This is a genomic window from Chryseobacterium subflavum, from assembly GCF_055762745.1.
The window spans coordinates 17,551-35,573 of the sequence record NZ_JBVTMR010000002.1; the positions used below are offsets into that span (position 1 = coordinate 17,551).

The window sequence follows — 18,023 nt, forward strand, 5'->3', positions numbered from 1 at the left end:
TAATTTAAAAATGAAATGACTTTACAGGGCATTTATATACTGGTTTTATTCTTTTCAATCAAGTGATTGACTTAAAATTAATTTAGTAAAACACATCTTAATAGAATTTTTCACCTATTATTATAAGATCGGTAAATAAAGTAGTAAAAAATAAGCTGTCTCATGATTGAAACAGCCTATTTATATTTAAATTTTTATTCTTTTATAAGCTTAATGATCTTATTCGAGTTATTTATCCGGATCAAATATATTCCTGATGTCAATGTAGAAAGATTAGTCTTATCATTTTCAAATTTTCCGGACATGATCAGTTGTCCCGACATATTATATATCTGATAATAATATCCTCCGGTAGTATCCGGTGCCTTGATATGAAGTTCACTTTTTACCGGATTAGGAAAAACAGAGACCTGCTCTTTGCCCATAATATCCAAAAACTCATCTTTATTTAAAGGTGCTGCAGCTTTTGTCGCTGACAAAGATGTAATCTGAAGTTTTGTAATTACCCCTTCTTCATTTCCGTCTTCATCATATTTAACCTTTACACAACGGCAGCTCATTCCAAAATAAGGGTCGTTATTATCATGAAAAGCCATAATACGGTTTGAAGAGGAAGCTGCATCGAATAACATATTTACAGAACGCCCTGTATAATTCGACGCCAATGCACCGGTCCAGAATCCGGGATATTGATAATTAAGGACGTTATAAGTTCCCTGGGCAGATTGATTCCCTGTAACACTTCTGAAACCTCTGGATCCGGAATTAGGATAATTGCCGACAGGATATGCTGACTGATTGAACATATAGCCAATCGTAGTTGTCGTGCTTGGATTTCTGACTCTCACTCCCTGATAATCGTTAACGATACTATACATGGTTGCAACATTTTTATCCTTTTTATACCATGGAGTCATTCCAAAATCTTTACCGGAAACAATTGCAACACCAGACACATCAGGAATTCTCCAGCCTTCCGGACAAGGATCAAACGGTGATTTCACACCTCCTCTTCCCCATCTGTCCTGCGCCAGGTTCGGTTCAGTAGATAGCCAATCCGTTCCATTTGTATAATTAGGAGTACTGCTATTATAGGGAGCAAAAGTACTTGGAATCATATATACTAAAGGATTTCTAACAGAATAAGACAAGATTTTCGAAATTTTGTCAGACACCTTATCTGTATCCAGGAGATTTGCATTCGCAGCATAAGTATTATAAGGAACAATATAACTTCCGGACATATTATTATAAGTAGACGCAGCAAGGGTAGTATAACTAATCGTTCCGGTTGCTAAAACATTCCCAAGAAACACATTGTATGACCCTCTGTTATCAGCATACTGGAATGTTGGAATAGGATCTTTTCTTCCCCACTGATAATGAAGCCCAGTGGATGCCCTGATTCTGGATAATTCCGCAGAGGTAGGGGTAAGATTATTTACAACCATCGGAAATGCATCCGTTGCCCCCAGATTTCTGTCCATAAATTCGGTCCGGAAGGGAATATCTGCTTTATCTACATAATTGACATAATTGGTGGCATTTCCGGCCGGCAATTCTGTTGTATATTGAAGACTGTTCACGGGCGTGTCAGTAACCCAAATATGCCAGCTCCAGTAAACAGGATTAGTGATATTGCCATTATGAAGAGTAACCACCGCATTTCCACTTTGATTGGGATTAATTGCAACTACAATTTTAGACCCGCTTAAACCGCCCAGCGACGCAGGAGAGGGATTAGCTATTGATACATTACTAATTAAACTTGTATTAGTTGTCCAAAGTACATTTACCTTAAGGTTGTTATAATTGGAAGGATCAAGAATCTCCTGATTATTAAGAAGCTGACTTTGAACTGAAAATGCTTTACTCACTGGAATCTCTATGGTAGATACAGTCGTCGCCTTAACGATCTGATAAGTATTCGGATTATTTAACCCTTCAAGATATTCATTGGAAATGTTTAAAAATTCAGTAGGAAAATCATAATTATCCACCACATACAAAGGATCTTTTACGCAACGGCATCCATTAGCTTCTGAAGTATTCATTGTTGCTAACGGCACATATTGAAATCTACCTTTTATCGTAGGGAAATTTGAATCCGGAATGTCAGGCTGGGCTTTATCCGGAATCATATATAAGCCTCTTGCAACAGTAGCAGGAGTAGCATCAAACTGTCTGGCCATCGTCGCAGTCCATATGTTGGTATGGTGCTGGTCCGCATATTGTCCGGCCTGTGTTTCAATAGCTACCTGCCCCGTTCCGGGAAACAATCCCATATCGTAACCTCCGACCTGAGAAAGGTCAAATCCGATATTGGGACACAATTTAATTCCCTTCATAAATAAAGGCATATTCGTATCAGTGGGTTTTACAATATGGTAGCCATTGGATTCAAAAGCATTTTTCCCCATATTGGTTCTTACTCCAAAGGGAGAAAAATCGGTCCTGATATCATCCACATAATTTGCTGAGGCAAGATTAGCAACCAAAACCGATGGAATCCGCCATCCGTTGGGACAAGGATCATAAGATGACTTATCACGGTACGGTTGAGCTGAATCATCAGTGGTATAAGTTGCGTTTATTTTCCCCTGTGAATTGTCTGACCATAAATTAAGCTCAGATAACTGGTAGTCTTTAAAATTAGAGGATTTTCCAAACCAGTTAACCATCAGATTAGCATTGTTATTATAATATGCGGGACCAGAGTTATCATCCTTATTCACATAGATAAGACTCAAAGGATTTTTTACAGAAAGCTTGATATTATTGGTTACTTCAGCATTGGATAATAAAACAAACTTTCTGAGATCATCAATTTTAATGGCATTAGTGAAATTTTTTGCTCCCCGGTGCCTTATTCTTCCGATAGATCCTGATACTTCATAGAAATCATTACCCCTGTATACCAGAGAGGGTATCGGGTCTTTTCTACCCCATTGATAGAGTAAGCCTAAATTCCTGTTCCATTCTGTTCCTGTGATCGTTCCGCTTACAGAGCCTAAATCCCTATCCATCCACCTCCAGTCCGAATCGGGGATCTGCTCAATCACTCCATCGTTTCTCTGTCTTTTAATTGTTTCAAAACTTTTATAGGCAGATCCGTTAGTGGGATCATCAGTAACCCATACATGCCATGACCAAAAAATTTCGCCATTTATTCTAAATGCTATTACAGCATTTCCCTCTTTTGATTTATTTACAGGAACTTTAATTTTGGCATTCTGCCCCGTATCAAGTACTTCAAGAGCGTAATTACCTCCACTTATTATTAGCCCAGGAACATCCTCCCATAATACATCAGCCGTTAATTTTCCTTCGGGAATACCTTCACTGCCTATATATTTATCATCTTCCCACATGGCATAGGCTTTTCTGACCGGTATAAGCAGACCGGCATATTCCTGGTTAGGATCAAAAATATAACTATTGGGCGCCTTAGTCCAATCTAAGGCAAGTGGGTTTACTTTACTTTTTACATTAAGCTGGGATGAAAAACTTTGGGTATCAGCAGAATTGATCACTCTTTGATCATAGTTTTGTGGTATCCTGACCAAAGAATCGTTAACTTTTGTATAGTGATCACCTGGCCACTCATCATCTTTATCATATCTATACCCATTGCTACAATAGGCACTCACTGACACAAGGCAAAAAATTGCCGTCATTTTTTTTAGTATACTGTTTCTCATATCCTTAGGTTTGGTGTAGAAACACCAATACAAATTTTAAGCCCGCATCAATAAATAGTGATTTATATTATAAATATATATTTAATAAGTTAATTATTATATAAATACTATTAAATAAAACAATTATTTATAGATATTCTATTTTGATTAAAACAGCACAAAACTACAATATTATTGTATTGAATTTTAAATTTGTGGTATATTAAGTTCACAAATAATAAGGAAAAATACAGTCTGGAGCGTAAAGAAACGAGCATTGATAAGGGATAACAGAAAAAAGACGCATCTTTAAAGTGCGCCTTTTGTCAATACATTTACTTTACTGTTAAGGTAAAATATGATTTTTATAGAGGTCAATGGTGAACCTACCTGCAATAATATTTCTGAAACTGGAAAATACCACGAAGTTGAATATGGTCAATGCAATGATAAAGGAATATATTAATCTCTTTTTATTAGCCGAAACAACATACATTGCATTAGGAATCAATACAAATGAGAAACCAATAAACGCTCCCGCAAGCCTGGATGAGAACACCGGATTGTTTCTGAATATGAAATAAAAACAGATTCCAATGACGGCATAGTTCCTGTGATATTCATAATATGGATATTTTTCCTTCATGGGAGTATCAAATGCAAATAAAAAGAATGTGAGAATTGCCATTAACGCTTCGGGAATACCAAATCCCCCATTTAATCGCTGCGCCGTCTCATCCACATATCCGTTAAAACCTTCCACAAGCATACTATCGGAGGCAATATTACTCAAAAAGTTACCAAAAACCTTATACACTTCGAATGGAGACAAAAAGATCGAAACAATAATAGACACCAGCATCATTGTTTTATTTAAAGGTATGCGTGCAACCCAATACATGGGTAGAAATATATAACATACATTATGAATCCCTGAAGCTATGAATACAAAGAATAAATAGTGCCATAATTTTCTTTCTTTGATATACCTGATTGCGAAGTATATAATAAAGGTTCCAAGATTCTGCCTGATCTGTCCACTTTCTCCAATGAAGAAATTGGGAATAAACATAAACAGCGTAAAAGTAAATGGATAAAAAGTATTGTCTTCGGTATATTTTATCTTAAAAAATATAGCAAAAATAGCAATAACGAGTGTCAGCATGTAAAACGGAGCATTGAACACATTAAGCATGATCTTATTGATCAATGCATACAACCATTCTATATCAACATTCTCTGAACCTTCTATGTGAAGGGCCTTTAAAAAGATACTCCAATACTCTTTTGTATCTGAATAGATATAAATCCCTTTATAACTCCCATAATCCGGCCCAACACTATCTCTGAGCCCGGCAATAATAATCAGGTAAACCCCTAAAAACCAAAACCACTTTTTATCAACTTTATTTCCAAAGACCTCCTGCACGCTAAAAATAAGCATGTAGATCATCGCAATGATGTAATATGGATGCAATAAACTCATGAGAGGATCAGGGAATTTTTAAATTGATGATAAGCCACTACAATTCCTGTAAGAATAAGTGGAAGGAAAAGCCTCACCTCCCAGTAAAGTCCCACCATGGTAATCATAGCAAGATAAGGCAATGAGAAAAATAAATACTTTTTAAATATCGTTTTATTGTCAGCAGATACGCCCAACAGGTATACAAAATACAAGACTATGGATCCAAATAACAGCCCCGCCAGATTGAACGGGCTTTCGAAGTTCCTGTTGATATAAAAGCCTTCTACAAAAGTAGTTTCCTGAACAACAATCATTCTCAATCCTAAATAGGCTGTTAAAAAAGAGATCACCAGAGGAATTGTTTTTGCGACCATTGTATAATTTCCTTTTCTGAGATCATCTATATCCAGGAAGAGTGCAGCAAAAAAAGCAATATTCAGACAAGCCGTCTCCCTAACGAACGTCGAAAGAAATATTAAAACAATTAGAATATAAAAATATGCAGTCTTATTTATATGAAAATACTTTAATGTTAAAAATACTCCTGTCAGATAACAAAAAAGTGCCATCATATCACAATTTGTAGGTGCATATTGCGTGATTACAATAAAAAACACGGCCAGCAGATGAATAACTCTTTTTAGATTGATGTTTACAAGAAGTGAAACCGGCTTCAGGGAAAGTAGTTTATTAAAAACAACGGAAGAAAGAATAAAGAAGAAACTGTTCATCAGAAAAAGACCATGATAAAATGCAGTTCCGTTTTTATGTAGAAATTTCCGAAAAAAGCCCAAATAATTTTCAATAATATATCCCACAATGTCCGTAAGATACAAACTGAGATAGTTGGGAAGTACCCGATAAGCATACACCGATGAAAACAAATAATCGGGCGGCCTTTCTGCTGTTTTCAATCTTGTGTAGGAAGACTCAAATCCATAATAGGACATTGAGAACAGCAAAAGCGGAAGTATTATCGTAAATAAAAATCCGTTTATTTTTTCATCAAATATTTTCAACATATCAAAACAGCTTTTTATTCAGAATAATTTTGTTTTAAAATATATTATTATGAGGGACATTTGCAAAAGTATAAGTTTTTTTTATTTTACCTAAACATTTTATTGATTTTAAAATAAACTTACGGGGTAAAAGTTTTGAACTAATACTTAAAAAATTAAATTTGCAAACTTGATTTTTTAATGCGATGCATCGTTTTTTTATATTTTTATACTATTTAATCTCCAAAAACAGAGTTCTATCTGCATTATTTGCAGTGGGAATTGCTTTGGTTTGCCTGTTTTTTGCATCAAAAATAAATTTCGAGGAAGACATCAATCAGATCATTCCTAAAAGTGAAAAATCTGATCTTACTGCAAAAATTCTTAAACAACTTAATTTTTCAGATAAGATCATCGTCATCATTGAGAATAAATCTTCGGAGGATAATTTTCAGCTTTCTGAAACCGCCAATACTTTTCTGGAAAAAATTTCTCCTTTAGAAAAGTATATCGGAGCGATTCAGGGAAAGGTAAATGACAGTGAAATTTCCGAGACTTTTGATTTTGTAAATCAAAACCTCCCTTTGTTTTTAGATGAAAATGACTATAAAGAAATCAACAGGAAGATTCAGAAAGACAGCATTGCAAAACAGGTAGAAAACAATTACATTTCTCTTGCTTCCCCAACAAGCCTGGTTACAAAAGAATTTATAAAAAAAGATCCCCTCGGAATTACTTTTTTAGGCATTAAAAAATTGAATGCACTTAACGTCAGCAAAGATTTTAAGCTGGAGGATAATTTTATTGTAACGAAAGACGGAAAAAATTTATTACTTTTTATTGATCCTAAAAACAAAAGTAACGATACTAAAAACAATGAATTTTTTGTAGACCAGCTCAACAAAATAAAGGATGATCTTAATAAAGAATTTAAAGGAAAAACAGAAATCAGCTACTTTGGTTCACCCGTAATTGCGGTTGCAAATGCTGAACAGATAAAAAAGGACATTCAGAATACAGTAATGATTTCCATGACTGTACTGCTGATCCTGCTTATTTATTATTTCAGGAATTTCTTCACTCCGATTATTGTTTTTCTTCCTACGGTATTTTCTGTTCTACTGGCACTGCTTATCTTATATTTTATTAAGGATAAGATCTCAGCAATTTCATTAAGTGTCGGAGCAATCCTTATCGGAATTACAATAGATTATGCCTTGCACATTCTTACACACTATAAACACAATAATAATATTGAAGAGCTCTATAAAGAAATTACCCAACCTATTATTTTAAGCAGTGCTACCACTGCGGTTTCATTCTTATGTCTTGTCTTCGTAAGATCGGAAGCCTTAAAGGATCTGGGACTATTTGCTTCCATAACGGTAATGCTTTCTTCCATTTCAGCCCTGATTATTGTTCCCCAACTATACCACACTAAAGAAAAAGGAAAAAAAGCAAGCACAAATTTCATTGACAGGATCGGCTTTTATCCCTATGAAAAGAACAAACCCCTAATTATAGGATGCTCCCTGGTCATTATTGCCTGCTTATTTGGATTCAGGCACGTGGGTTTTAATGAAGACATTGGAGATCTAAATTACATTCCAAAGGATCTGAAAATAAGCGAAGCAAAATTACAGAAGCTTTCAGATATTACTTCAAAATCAATCTACACCATTTCCTATGGTAATTCTGAAGAAGAAGCATTAACCCGAAACACCCAACTGAACCATTTTCTGGAAAAAGAAAAAAAGGAAGGAAAAATCCTGAGCTATAATTCTCTGGGCAATGTGGTCCTGTCTGAAAAGGATCAGCAAAAAAAGATTGAAAACTGGAAAAAATTCTGGAACGACCAAAAGAAAAATCAAACGGTTTCAGAATTGGTAAACAATGGAAACAAATTTGGATTTAATAGTTCAGCTTTTAAGCAATTTACAGAACTTTTAAACAAAAACTACTCCACCCGCAGCATTGAGGATTATGAAAAAATAAAAGCATTACAGGTATCTGAATTTTTAAGCAATGAAAAAGGATTTTATACTATTTCCAATATTATAAAAGTGGATGAAACTAAAAGAGATGCTTTTATCAGAGATGTAGAAAAAAAGCAGGATGTTCTTGCTATTGACCGCCAGCAAATGAATGAGAATTTTCTGGGATTATTGAAAAGAGATTTCAACACCCTGATCAATTATTCACTACTCGCCATCATCCTTACTATTATTGTCTTTTTCAGAAATTTTGAACTCACTGTCCTTACCATGTTCCCTATTGTATTAACAGGAGTGGTTACAGCCGGCATTCTTTATTTCTTAGGGCTGGAACTCAATATTTTCAGTACTGTAGTCTGTACCCTCATCTTTGGAGTCGGAGACGATTTCAGCATCTTTCTGACAAAGGCTATGCAAAAGGAACATACTACAGGTAAAAATGAACTTCCTACTTACAGGATCTCAATCATTTTAGCTGTTTTCACCACTATTTTATCGATCGGCTCATTGATTTTTGCCAAGCACCCGGCATTACACTCTTTGGCACTGGTGGCTTTAATAGGAATGTTTTCTGTTATTATCATTACTTCTACTTTGTATCCGTTCTGGTTCAGACTTTTAATTATTAACAGAGCAAAAAAGGGACTTTCTCCTATTACTTTTAGATTATTCATTCACTCCGTGTTATCGTTTGCCTACTATGGGCTTGGAGGATTTCTTTTTTCCTTGTTTGGCGCTTTTTTTGTTAAAAACGCCAAGGGAAATACACTCAGGTATATCAAAATATTCATTGCCCGGTTTTTAACTTCTGTTTTATATAGTAATCCATTTGTAAAAAAGACGGTGATAAAAAATCCTGAAGAAGATTTCAGTAAACCTGCTATTATTATTGCCAATCATACTTCATTCCTGGATACACTAGCACTGGCAATGACCAATTACAAGATTGTATATCTTGTAAATGATTGGGTGTATAACTCACCTATTTTTGGAAAACTTGTAAAGGCATTAGGTTTTTATCCGGTTTCCCAAGGTATTGAAAACGGAATTGACAAATTAAAAGAAAAGGTACAACAAGGATATTCGCTGGTGGTCTTTCCGGAAGCAGAACGTTCTTATACAAATGATATCAAAAGATTTCATAAAGGAGCTTTCTACCTTTCTGAACAATTGAATCTGGATATTTTGCCTGTATATATTCATGGCAACTCGGAAGTATTGCCAAAAGGAGACTTTATCATTTATGATGGGAGCATTACGGTAAAAGTAGGAGATCGTATCCATCAAAATGATGAGAGTTTTGGGTCCACGTATTCTGAACGAACAAAAAAAATAAACGCTTATTTCAGAGAAGAGTTTTCAAAGCTAAGAGAAGAGCTGGAGGATGAGGATTACTTTAAAAAGAAGCTGTTTCTGAGCTTTTTGTATAAGGAAAATGAGATTGTAAAACAGGTTAAAGAAGATTTCAGGATCAATAAGTCTGCTTACTTTGAATTGAACAAGCATATTCCTAAAGACGCAACGCTTCTTCATATTGCAGATGACTACGGCCAGATTGATATCCTACTTTCTCTTCAACAGGCAAACCGCAAGATATTCAGTTTGATTCCGGATATTGAAAAAAGAGAAATCGCTGATCATAATTATCTCGTTAAAAAAAGAAAAATAAACTATATATCCACAATTTCAGAGATTAATAAAAAGGTTGGTATACTTTTAGTTTCCAGTGATAACTATGCTTTAAACAGTATTGATCAGCTTCCTGATATTATTATTTTCTTCAATATTAAAAACTTATTGTTTCAAAACGACGAATATAATTTATATTTTAGTTCAGAATCAATTAAAATCTATAAGAGATAACAGATAAATTATAAAATTATATTTTTGTAAACAATAAAAATTTCCATGCAGAAGAACATACTTGTCTTATACTATACACAAACGGGCCAATTAGAGGATATTGTAAAGAATATTGCCCAGCCTTTTGAGGATAAAAAGGACGAATATAATGTCACCTATTATAGCATTAAGCTTAAGGAAGACTTCCCTTTTCCATGGCCAGGTGATGTTTTTTTCAATACATTCCCGGAGTCTTATTTACAGATCCCAAGAGAAATTCTTCCTCCGCCCGAAGAAGTATTGAATAAGAAATTCGATCTTATTATTTTCGGGTACCAGGTTTGGTATTTAACTCCCTCAATTCCAATTATCTCTTTCTTAAAAAGCGGTTATGCGGAAAACATTTTAAAAGACACTCCTGTCGTTACTGTTTCAGGAACCCGAAATATGTGGATGCTTTCGCAGGAAAAACTTAAGGTATATTTAAAAAACTTAAATGCAAAACTGGTCGGAAACATTGCATTGGTAGACAGACATGATAATTATACCAGTGTATTGACTATTTTGCGCTGGTTGACAACTGGAAAAAAAGAAAAATCGGGAATGCTTCCGGCAGCAGGAATTTCTGATGAAGAGATTGCCGGAGCCGGAAAATACGGTAACATCATCAAAAGGCATTTCGATAATAACCACTATGATAATCTGCAACCTGAACTGGTAAAGAACGGAGCTGTAGAAATCAGACCTTTTTTAGTAAGGGTGGAAAAAGTAGGGAACAAAATCTTTACTGTATGGTCTAACCTTATTATCAGAAAAAAAGAAAAGCGACCTATGCTTATCAAATTCTTTAAGGTATATTTGATGGCAGCGATATGGATTATTTCCCCTATTGTTTTAGTTTTTCACATATTGTTGGCACCTCTTTTGAGATCTAAAAGAATGAAAGAAAAAAAATATTTACAAGGAATAAATTTAAAATAAGAGATGAACGACGTATTTATAACCAAAGCTTCAACATACTTACCCAATGATCCGGTTTCTAATGATGAGATGGAAAGCTATCTTGGCTTGGTCAATGACACCCCCTCTAAAGCAAGAGCTTTGATCTTAAGAAATAATCAGATTAAAACAAGATATTACGCTTTAGATAAAAACAGCCAACCTACCCATACCAATGCTCAGATCACAGCAAGAGCTGTAGAAGGGTTGTTTGATGAAAATTTCACGAAAGATGATATTCAGTTATTATCTTGTGGAACTACTTCTGCAGATCAGATTCAGCCTTCTCATGCTTCGATGGTTCATGGAGAGCTGAATGTGGGAAAATCTATAGAAATCAATACCTCAACAGGACTTTGTAATTCAGGAATGAATGCCTTTAATTATGGTTTTCTTTCTGTAAAAGCCGGTGTACGTGATAATGCGGTTTGTGTAGGTTCTGAGAGATTTTCGGCCTGGATGACAGCAGATAAATTCAATCACGAAGCAGAAAACCTGAAACTACTGGAGGAAAGACCTATTATTGCTTTTAAAAGAGAATTTTTAAGATGGATGCTTTCCGATGGTGCAGGTGCTTTATTATTAGAAAACAAACCAAGGGAAAACAGCATTTCTTTAAAAGTAGAATTCATCGATTTCTATTCTTATGCACATGAAATTGAAGCTTGTATGTATTCCGGCTGTGAAAAGCAAGAGGACGGAAGCTTAAAATCATGGGCAGATTATCCATCTGATGAATGGCTGAAGCAGTCTCTTTTTGCATTAAAGCAGGATACAAAGCTTCTGGATCAATATATATTAGTAAAAGGGGCAGAAAGTTTAAGAGCTTCTTTCGACAAGCACCAGCTAGACCCTGAAAAAATAGATCACGTCCTGGCACATATTTCATCCGGTTACTTTAAAAATGGGCTTAAGGAAGAATTTGCCAAAAAAGGAATGGATTTCCCATGGGAAAAATGGTATTATAACCTTTCCGAAGTAGGAAATATTGGAGCTGGCTCTATTTTCATTGCTTTAGAAGAACTGATGAATTCAGGAAAACTGAAAAAGGGGGAAAAAGTACTTCTTTGTGTTCCTGAAAGTGGAAGGTTTGCTTACTCCTGTGCATTATTAACGGTTTGCTAATGGAAATCAATCTGCCAACATCTGATAAAAGTTTTGTGGAAAGTTTAATTCCACAGAGGTTTCCTTTTGTCATGGTGAATGAATTAACTGAATACTCTGAGAATCATTTGGTCTCGGGTTTTACGATAAAAGAAGACAATATCTTCTTGCAGGATGGAATATTCCAGGCATCGGGATTGATCGAACATCAGGCTCAAAGCGTAGCTTTGCATACAGGCTATAAGTATTACCTTTTAGGTAAAGAAGCTCCAACGGGTTATATAGGAGCCATCAAATCTTTTGACGCGGAATCTTTACCCAAACTTGGAGATGAGCTAAAAACAGAAGTGGCAATCCTCAACGAAGTAATGGGAGTTACATTAGTTAACTGTATTACGAAACTGAACGGACTAACTATCGCAAGCTCTCAAATGAAAACTGTTGTAAAATAATAGTAATGAAAATTAAGGAAGACAATATCATCAATATCCATAACTTTTTACCTCATCGGGAACCGATGCTGATGGTAGATTATATTTTGGAATTAACAGAAGAAAATGTGATTACTTCCTTTCTGATAACAGCAGATAATATTTTTGTTCATAACAATGAACTTGTAGAAGCAGGGTTAATCGAAAATTCCGCACAAACATGCTCCTCTATTGTAGGCCAGAGTTTTTTTGAAGGACCCGAAATAGAAACAAAAGTGATCGGATTCATTACCAATATTAAAAAAATCGAAGTCTTTTCATTACCGAAAGTGGGTGATACGATCATTTCGAAGGCATCGCTTATTTCCAAATATGAGAATATATGCAATATCTTCTGCGAAACTTTTAATAATAATGAATTATTGATAAGAGCTGAAATCAATCTGTTTATTCAAAAACTATCATAATAAAAAACAGACTATGAAAAAGCAGGATCTTCCACAGGACGAAAGTAATCTGAAATCAGCGAACATGACCGAAGTGGTATATGTTACCGATGAAAATGACAATTATACAACAGCAAACAGTATTGGCTGGGAAGCCAAAAAGCTTGCCCTTGACGAATCCATGGCTCTTATTAATGAGAGGATAGAAGAAGCCCGGCAAAACGTTGCTGCTCAGATCGTAAGTCCGATCATTTATTTCATGGAATTAAATAAAATGGATATGGCTGTCCTTTCTGCATATGTCGGAATGTGGCAGTGGCGGATAAAAAGACATACCAAACCAAAAGTATTTAGAACACTAAGCGATACTGTGCTGAAAAAATATGCTGATGCATTCGGAATCACAGTAGAAGAATTAAAAAATTTCAATGGAAGATAATAAGATAAAGTACATAATTGATACTGATTCTATCTTCCCTGAAATAAAAAAATATAAGGATGAAATTGAATTTTGAACACCACCAAACCGCTCATTGCGAAAACGGTGTTGCCTCTAATTTATTACTCTATAAAGGTATAAAATTAAGCGAACCTATGATTTTCGGAATAGGTTCGGGGTTATTTTTTGTGTATCTGCCTTTCCTAAAAGTAAACTTTGCACCGGGCTTTAGCTATCGTCCGATGCCAGGTGCTATTTTCAGCAAAGCAGCAAAAAGATTGGGTATTAAAATTAAAAGACAAAAATTCTCAAATCCTAAAGATGCCCAGGTAGCATTAGAAAAAAACTTAGAGAACAATATCCCTACAGGACTTCAGGTCGGGGTTTTTAACCTTACGTATTTCCCGGAAGAATATAAATTTCATTTTAATGCGCATAATCTTGTCGTTTACGGAAAGGAAGACGGAAGGTTTCTGATCAGTGATCCTGTAATGGATTACGTAACCACATTATCTGAAGCTGAACTCGAAAAAGTAAGATATGCAAAGGGAGCATTACCACCAAAAGGACATATGTATTATCCCGTTTATATCCCGGAAAACATCCATTTGGAAGAAGCCATAAAAAAAGGGATTAAAGACACCTGTAAAAATATGCTTGCTCCCGTGCCTCTCATAGGAGTAAAAGCCATGAGATGGGTCGCGAAAAGTATTCCCAAATGGGCCGAGAAAAAAGGAACGAAAGTGACCAACCATTATTTGGGGCAATTAATAAGAATGCAGGAAGAAATAGGAACCGGTGGTGGCGGATTCAGATTTATTTACGGAGCTTTTTTACAAGAAGCAGCAGAAATTCTTAAGAATGATCAATTAAGGGAGTTGTCAAAAGAAATTACAGCCATAGGTGATCTATGGAGAGACTTTGCTGTGGATATTGCCCGCGTTTATAAAAACAGGAATTCAAAAAGCAATATTTATCAGGAACTTTCGAAATCAATGCTTCATATAGCAGATCTGGAAGAAGCTTTCTATAAAAAACTAAGAAAAGCAATCTGATATGGCAGAGCATATTATTGAAATTAAAAATCTTTATAAAAAATACAAGAACTCTGATGAGTTTTCTGTCAATGATATTTCTTTAAATATCGACAAAAACGAAATCTATGGAATTCTTGGGCCAAACGGTGCGGGAAAAACGACCCTCATTTCCATGCTTTCGGGACTGATCAAGCCCACTTCCGGCCAGTTTACCATTAATGGTCTTTCACCACAGAAAAACAGTTTTAAAATAAAGCAGATCATTGGAATAGTTCCTCAGGAATATGCTCTTTATCCTACCCTTACTGCAAAAGAGAATTTGTTATTCTTTGGAAGCTTATATGGGCTCAAGCATAAAGCACTTCATAAAAGCATTGATGAATCCCTCGAAATTATGGGATTATCAAAATTTGCCAATAAAAAGGTAGAACAATTTTCAGGAGGTATGAAACGTCGTTGTAATCTTATTGCAGGAACACTTCACAATCCTAAAGTCCTTTTCCTGGATGAGCCTACCGTAGGAGTAGATGTACAATCCAAAAAAGTGATCATTGATTTCCTTCAGGAACTCAATAAAAACGGAACCTGTATTATTTATACCTCCCACCATCTTTCAGAAGCCGAGGAATTTTGTACAAAAATTGCCATTATCGACAGAGGGAAGATCCATGCTACAGGGACCCCGGAGGAGCTTGTTGCACAGATAGCTTCCGCCGAAAATCTGGAAGACGTTTTCATTTCATTAACCGGAAAAGAACTAAGAGATGTTGTTGTATAAATTGTGGAGAAGTTTTATTAAAGAAATCCTTTTATTAAAAAGGGATATCGGAGGGATCGTTATTATTTTTGTGATGCCTTTGCTGCTTATCGTTACTATCACATTGATTCAGGATTCGACTTTTAAAAATCTGGAAGGATCCAAAATACCAATCATTTTTATCGATAAAGACAAGTCTGACGTTTCTCAAAATATAAAAAAGGAACTGGAAAACAGCAAGACATTTCAGCTTCTGACCCATTACAACGAAAAGTCCGCCCGGGACGCCGTTTTTTCGGGCGAATATCAGATGGCCATTGTCATTCCTGAAGACTTAACCAAAAACCTGAATTCAAATATAGAATCCAAAGTTCAGACGATCGTAAGTTCTTTCGGACTGGAAACTGACTCCGCAGCTGTAAAAAAAACAGCTCCAAAGACAAAAGATATTCATTTATATTTTGATCCTGCAACCAATGCAGGCTTCAAAAACTCCGTGATGAATTCTGTGAATAAAATGATCTTTGAGATTGAAAATAAAAAAATTTACAAAGCTTTCCAGAATCAGCTCGGAACAACAGAAAACCTGGAGGAAAACAAGAATCTCATCAGCTTTAAAGAGATCACTCCATCGAAAGGCAATGTGGAGATAATCCCGAATTCTGTTCAGCATAACGTTCCTGCATGGACATTATTTGCTATCTTTTTCATTGTAGTCCCTCTTTCCATCAATCTGGTTAAAGAAAAAAGCCAGGGCACCAGTGTTAGAGCCAGAGTGAGTCCAACACCTTATTATATTCATATTCTCGGTAAAACATGTACTTATCTGATCATTTGTATGATTCAGTTTTTACTGATGGTTGCTGTAGGTATATACCTTTTCCCATACATGAATCTTCCGGCTTTCGATGTGTCGGGAAAAATGTTCCACCTTATTGTGGTTACTTTATTTGCCGGGCTTGCCGCTATTGGGTTTGGGGTTTTATTGGGAACCATTGCAGATACTCAGGAACAGTCTGCGCCTTTTGGCGCAACATCTGTTGTTGTATTGGCTGCTATTGGTGGAATCTGGGTTCCCGTGTTCCTGATGCCTGAATTTATGCAGCATATGGCCAAGTTCTCACCCATGAACTGGGGACTTAATGCATATTACGATATTATTTTAAGAAACAGTGGAATCACCGATATAGCGAAAGAGCTTATTTTATTATTTTTATTTTATATCGCTATGGTCACAATTTCTATTTTTTACGAAAGGAAAAAAAATGCAGTCTAAAGAAAAAAATATTACCTTTTCTGAACAAGTCAGAGTAAGATTCAATGAAACAGATCCTTTGGGAATTGTCTGGCATGGTCATTATATTGTCTATTTTGAAGACGGAAGGGAAGCTTTTGGAAGGGAGCACGGACTTTCGTATCTCGACATCCAGAATGCCGGTTACCTTACTCCTATTGTAAAAAGCACCTGCGAGCATTTTCTTCCCTTAAAATACGGAGAAATCTTCAGGATAGAAACTACTTTTGTGAATTCGGTTGCGGCAAAACTGATCTTTACTTATGAAATATTCAATCAGGATAATAAACTGGTTTGCAAAGGCGAGACCATTCAGGTATTTTTAGATAATGACGGAAATTTATGCCTCTATAATCCCGACTTCTTTCAGAAATGGAAAGATAAAATGAAATTGTCATGATGAAGGAGATCTACATAACTGATTATAACTGCGTCACTCCGCTGGGTATGAACCTCAATGACAATTGGCATGCTCTGTTGCAAAACCAGTCCGGAGTTGCCCAGCATCCAATTTTAGAGAACCAGGAAGCAGTATATGCTTCAATGGTGGATACGGAAAAATTAAATGCGGAATTCAACAGTCATTTTCCCGACCAGAATTTCACCCGATTGGAAAAAATGTTCCTGTTGTGCTTAAAACCTTTAATAGAAAGGCACGACATTACTACAGAAACAGCTTTTATATTATCTACCACAAAGGGAAATGTGAGCTTACTAAAGAATCAATCTTCTTTACCAGAGGGGGCATTTCTTTCTGTCTTGGCACAAAAGATCGCTGATTTTTTTGGATTTAAATCAAAGCCCATTGTTGTTTCTAACGCCTGTGTTTCAGGAGTGATGGCTATTGGCGTAGCTAAAAACCTGATTCAATCGGGAAATTATAAAGATGCTTTTGTCATTGCAGGTGATGAAATCACGGAGTTTGTTATCTCCGGTTTTAACTCTTTTCAGGCTCTGGCAAAAGAACCTTGCCAGCCTTATGACAAAAATCGAAACGGGATCAATATCGGAGAGGCTGCGGCAGCGGTATATATAACTTCCTGGGCAATTTCTCCTGATCAGTTTAGGTTTAAAATTCTCGGAGATTCTGCTATTAATGACGCTAACCATATTTCAGGTCCTTCAAGAACAGGAGACGGACTGTATAAAAGTATCAGGAATGCCATGACAGAGGCTAAAGTAGCTGCCACTGATATTGATTTTATCTCTGCACACGGAACAGCAACCCTGTATAATGATGAAATGGAAGCTGTTGCTTTTAACAGAATGGAGCTTCAACATGTCCCTTTGAATAGTATGAAGGGGTTTTACGGACATTGTCTTGGTGCATCGGGATTATTAGAAAGTATCATTTCAATGGAAAGCGCTTTACACAATACCCTTCTTCCCTCCAAAAACTTTAAAGAGATGGGTGTCTCCCAACCTCTGCATATTATAAAAGAACAGCAACACTCAGAAATTAAATATATTTTAAAAACCGCTTCAGGTTTTGGAGGATGTAATGCTGCAATTGTTTTAGAAAAATGTTAAA

General features: G+C 35.7%; 14 protein-coding genes. 11 read left to right on the forward strand and 3 right to left on the reverse strand.

All coding sequences use genetic code 11. From position 1 onward, the window contains the following. Positions 1–194: 194 nt before the first annotated feature. From AC0INN_RS09365 to AC0INN_RS09375, 3 genes are all read right to left on the reverse strand, one after another. Positions 195–3,677 (reverse strand): T9SS type A sorting domain-containing protein, encoded by a 3,483-nt coding sequence (locus AC0INN_RS09365; protein ID WP_306612938.1) that lies wholly within the window; start codon positions 3,675–3,677, stop codon positions 195–197. A gap of 349 nt (positions 3,678–4,026) precedes the next feature. Further along, entirely contained in the window at positions 4,027–5,166 is a 1,140-nt protein-coding gene (locus AC0INN_RS09370) for an EpsG family protein (RefSeq protein ID WP_273649884.1), read from the reverse strand. Further along, positions 5,163–6,170 (reverse strand): hypothetical protein, encoded by a 1,008-nt coding sequence (locus tag AC0INN_RS09375; RefSeq protein WP_306612940.1) that lies wholly within the window; start codon positions 6,168–6,170, stop codon positions 5,163–5,165. Before AC0INN_RS09375 ends, AC0INN_RS09370 begins: the two co-directional genes overlap by 4 nt. 185 nt (positions 6,171–6,355) lie before the next feature. Here AC0INN_RS09375 and AC0INN_RS09380 point away from each other — a divergent pair, with 185 nt between their 5' ends. From AC0INN_RS09380 to AC0INN_RS09430, 11 genes are read left to right on the forward strand one after another with little or no spacing between them, the layout of a single operon-like run. Next, positions 6,356–10,006, forward strand: a complete 3,651-nt coding sequence (locus AC0INN_RS09380) for an MMPL family transporter (RefSeq protein ID WP_306612942.1) — start codon at positions 6,356–6,358, stop codon at positions 10,004–10,006. Positions 10,007–10,051: 45 nt separating this feature from the next. Beyond that, positions 10,052–10,966 carry a dialkylrecorsinol condensing enzyme DarA gene (locus AC0INN_RS09385; protein ID WP_172281097.1) on the forward strand — a complete coding sequence of 305 codons (915 nt, stop codon included), beginning with the start codon at positions 10,052–10,054 and terminating at the stop codon, positions 10,964–10,966. Positions 10,967–10,969: 3 nt separating this feature from the next. Further along, positions 10,970–12,109 (forward strand): dialkylresorcinol biosynthesis protein DarB, encoded by a 1,140-nt coding sequence (darB, locus tag AC0INN_RS09390; protein WP_172281099.1) that lies wholly within the window; start codon positions 10,970–10,972, stop codon positions 12,107–12,109. Beyond that, positions 12,109–12,540 carry a hotdog family protein gene (locus AC0INN_RS09395; protein WP_172281101.1) on the forward strand — a complete coding sequence of 144 codons (432 nt, stop codon included), beginning with the start codon at positions 12,109–12,111 and terminating at the stop codon, positions 12,538–12,540. The genes darB and AC0INN_RS09395 overlap by 1 nt, the downstream gene beginning before the upstream one ends. A 5-nt stretch (positions 12,541–12,545) precedes the next feature. After that, a complete protein-coding gene (locus AC0INN_RS09400; protein ID WP_273649892.1) occupies positions 12,546–12,986 on the forward strand; it encodes a hotdog family protein in 441 nt (146 codons plus the stop codon). A gap of 13 nt (positions 12,987–12,999) precedes the next feature. Continuing rightward, the gene (gene DarG, locus AC0INN_RS09405) at positions 13,000–13,404 is read left to right on the forward strand and encodes a flexirubin biosynthesis protein DarG (protein WP_273649894.1); all 405 of its coding nucleotides are present in this window, start codon (positions 13,000–13,002) and stop codon (positions 13,402–13,404) included. Between the two features lie 59 nt (positions 13,405–13,463). Continuing rightward, positions 13,464–14,459: a BtrH-related acyltransferase DarH gene (darH, locus tag AC0INN_RS09410; RefSeq protein WP_172281107.1), complete on the forward strand. Its 996-nt coding sequence runs from the start codon at positions 13,464–13,466 to the stop codon at positions 14,457–14,459. A 1-nt stretch (position 14,460) separates the two neighbouring features. Further along, entirely contained in the window at positions 14,461–15,219 is a 759-nt protein-coding gene (locus AC0INN_RS09415) for an ABC transporter ATP-binding protein (RefSeq protein ID WP_172281109.1), read from the forward strand. Further along, entirely contained in the window at positions 15,206–16,474 is a 1,269-nt protein-coding gene (locus AC0INN_RS09420; RefSeq protein WP_273649897.1) for an ABC transporter permease, read from the forward strand. Before AC0INN_RS09415 ends, AC0INN_RS09420 begins: the two co-directional genes overlap by 14 nt. Next, positions 16,464–16,892, forward strand: a complete 429-nt coding sequence (locus AC0INN_RS09425) for an acyl-CoA thioesterase (protein ID WP_273649899.1) — start codon at positions 16,464–16,466, stop codon at positions 16,890–16,892. Before AC0INN_RS09420 ends, AC0INN_RS09425 begins: the two co-directional genes overlap by 11 nt. Further along, positions 16,889–18,022: a beta-ketoacyl synthase N-terminal-like domain-containing protein gene (locus AC0INN_RS09430; protein WP_273649901.1), complete on the forward strand. Its 1,134-nt coding sequence runs from the start codon at positions 16,889–16,891 to the stop codon at positions 18,020–18,022. The genes AC0INN_RS09425 and AC0INN_RS09430 overlap by 4 nt, the downstream gene beginning before the upstream one ends. Position 18,023 lies beyond the last annotated feature (1 nt).

What these genes read in the sequence shown, in the direction of transcription:
- darB (WP_172281099.1), top strand. Translation starts at nt 10,970, where the DNA reads ATGAACGACGTATTTATAACCAAAGCTTCAACATACTTACCCAATGAT.
- AC0INN_RS09415 (WP_172281109.1), top strand. Translation starts at nt 14,461, where the DNA reads ATGGCAGAGCATATTATTGAAATTAAAAATCTTTATAAAAAATACAAG.
- darH (WP_172281107.1), top strand. Translation starts at nt 13,464, where the DNA reads ATGAAATTGAATTTTGAACACCACCAAACCGCTCATTGCGAAAACGGT.
- AC0INN_RS09365 (WP_306612938.1), bottom strand. Translation starts at nt 3,677, where the DNA reads ATGACGGCAATTTTTTGCCTTGTGTCAGTGAGTGCCTATTGTAGCAAT.
- DarG (WP_273649894.1), top strand. Translation starts at nt 13,000, where the DNA reads ATGAAAAAGCAGGATCTTCCACAGGACGAAAGTAATCTGAAATCAGCG.
- AC0INN_RS09425 (WP_273649899.1), top strand. Translation starts at nt 16,464, where the DNA reads ATGCAGTCTAAAGAAAAAAATATTACCTTTTCTGAACAAGTCAGAGTA.
- AC0INN_RS09385 (WP_172281097.1), top strand. Translation starts at nt 10,052, where the DNA reads ATGCAGAAGAACATACTTGTCTTATACTATACACAAACGGGCCAATTA.
- AC0INN_RS09420 (WP_273649897.1), top strand. Translation starts at nt 15,206, where the DNA reads ATGTTGTTGTATAAATTGTGGAGAAGTTTTATTAAAGAAATCCTTTTA.
- AC0INN_RS09370 (WP_273649884.1), bottom strand. Translation starts at nt 5,166, where the DNA reads ATGAGTTTATTGCATCCATATTACATCATTGCGATGATCTACATGCTT.
- AC0INN_RS09380 (WP_306612942.1), top strand. Translation starts at nt 6,356, where the DNA reads ATGCATCGTTTTTTTATATTTTTATACTATTTAATCTCCAAAAACAGA.
- AC0INN_RS09400 (WP_273649892.1), top strand. Translation starts at nt 12,546, where the DNA reads ATGAAAATTAAGGAAGACAATATCATCAATATCCATAACTTTTTACCT.
- AC0INN_RS09430 (WP_273649901.1), top strand. Translation starts at nt 16,889, where the DNA reads ATGATGAAGGAGATCTACATAACTGATTATAACTGCGTCACTCCGCTG.
- AC0INN_RS09375 (WP_306612940.1), bottom strand. Translation starts at nt 6,170, where the DNA reads ATGTTGAAAATATTTGATGAAAAAATAAACGGATTTTTATTTACGATA.
- AC0INN_RS09395 (WP_172281101.1), top strand. Translation starts at nt 12,109, where the DNA reads ATGGAAATCAATCTGCCAACATCTGATAAAAGTTTTGTGGAAAGTTTA.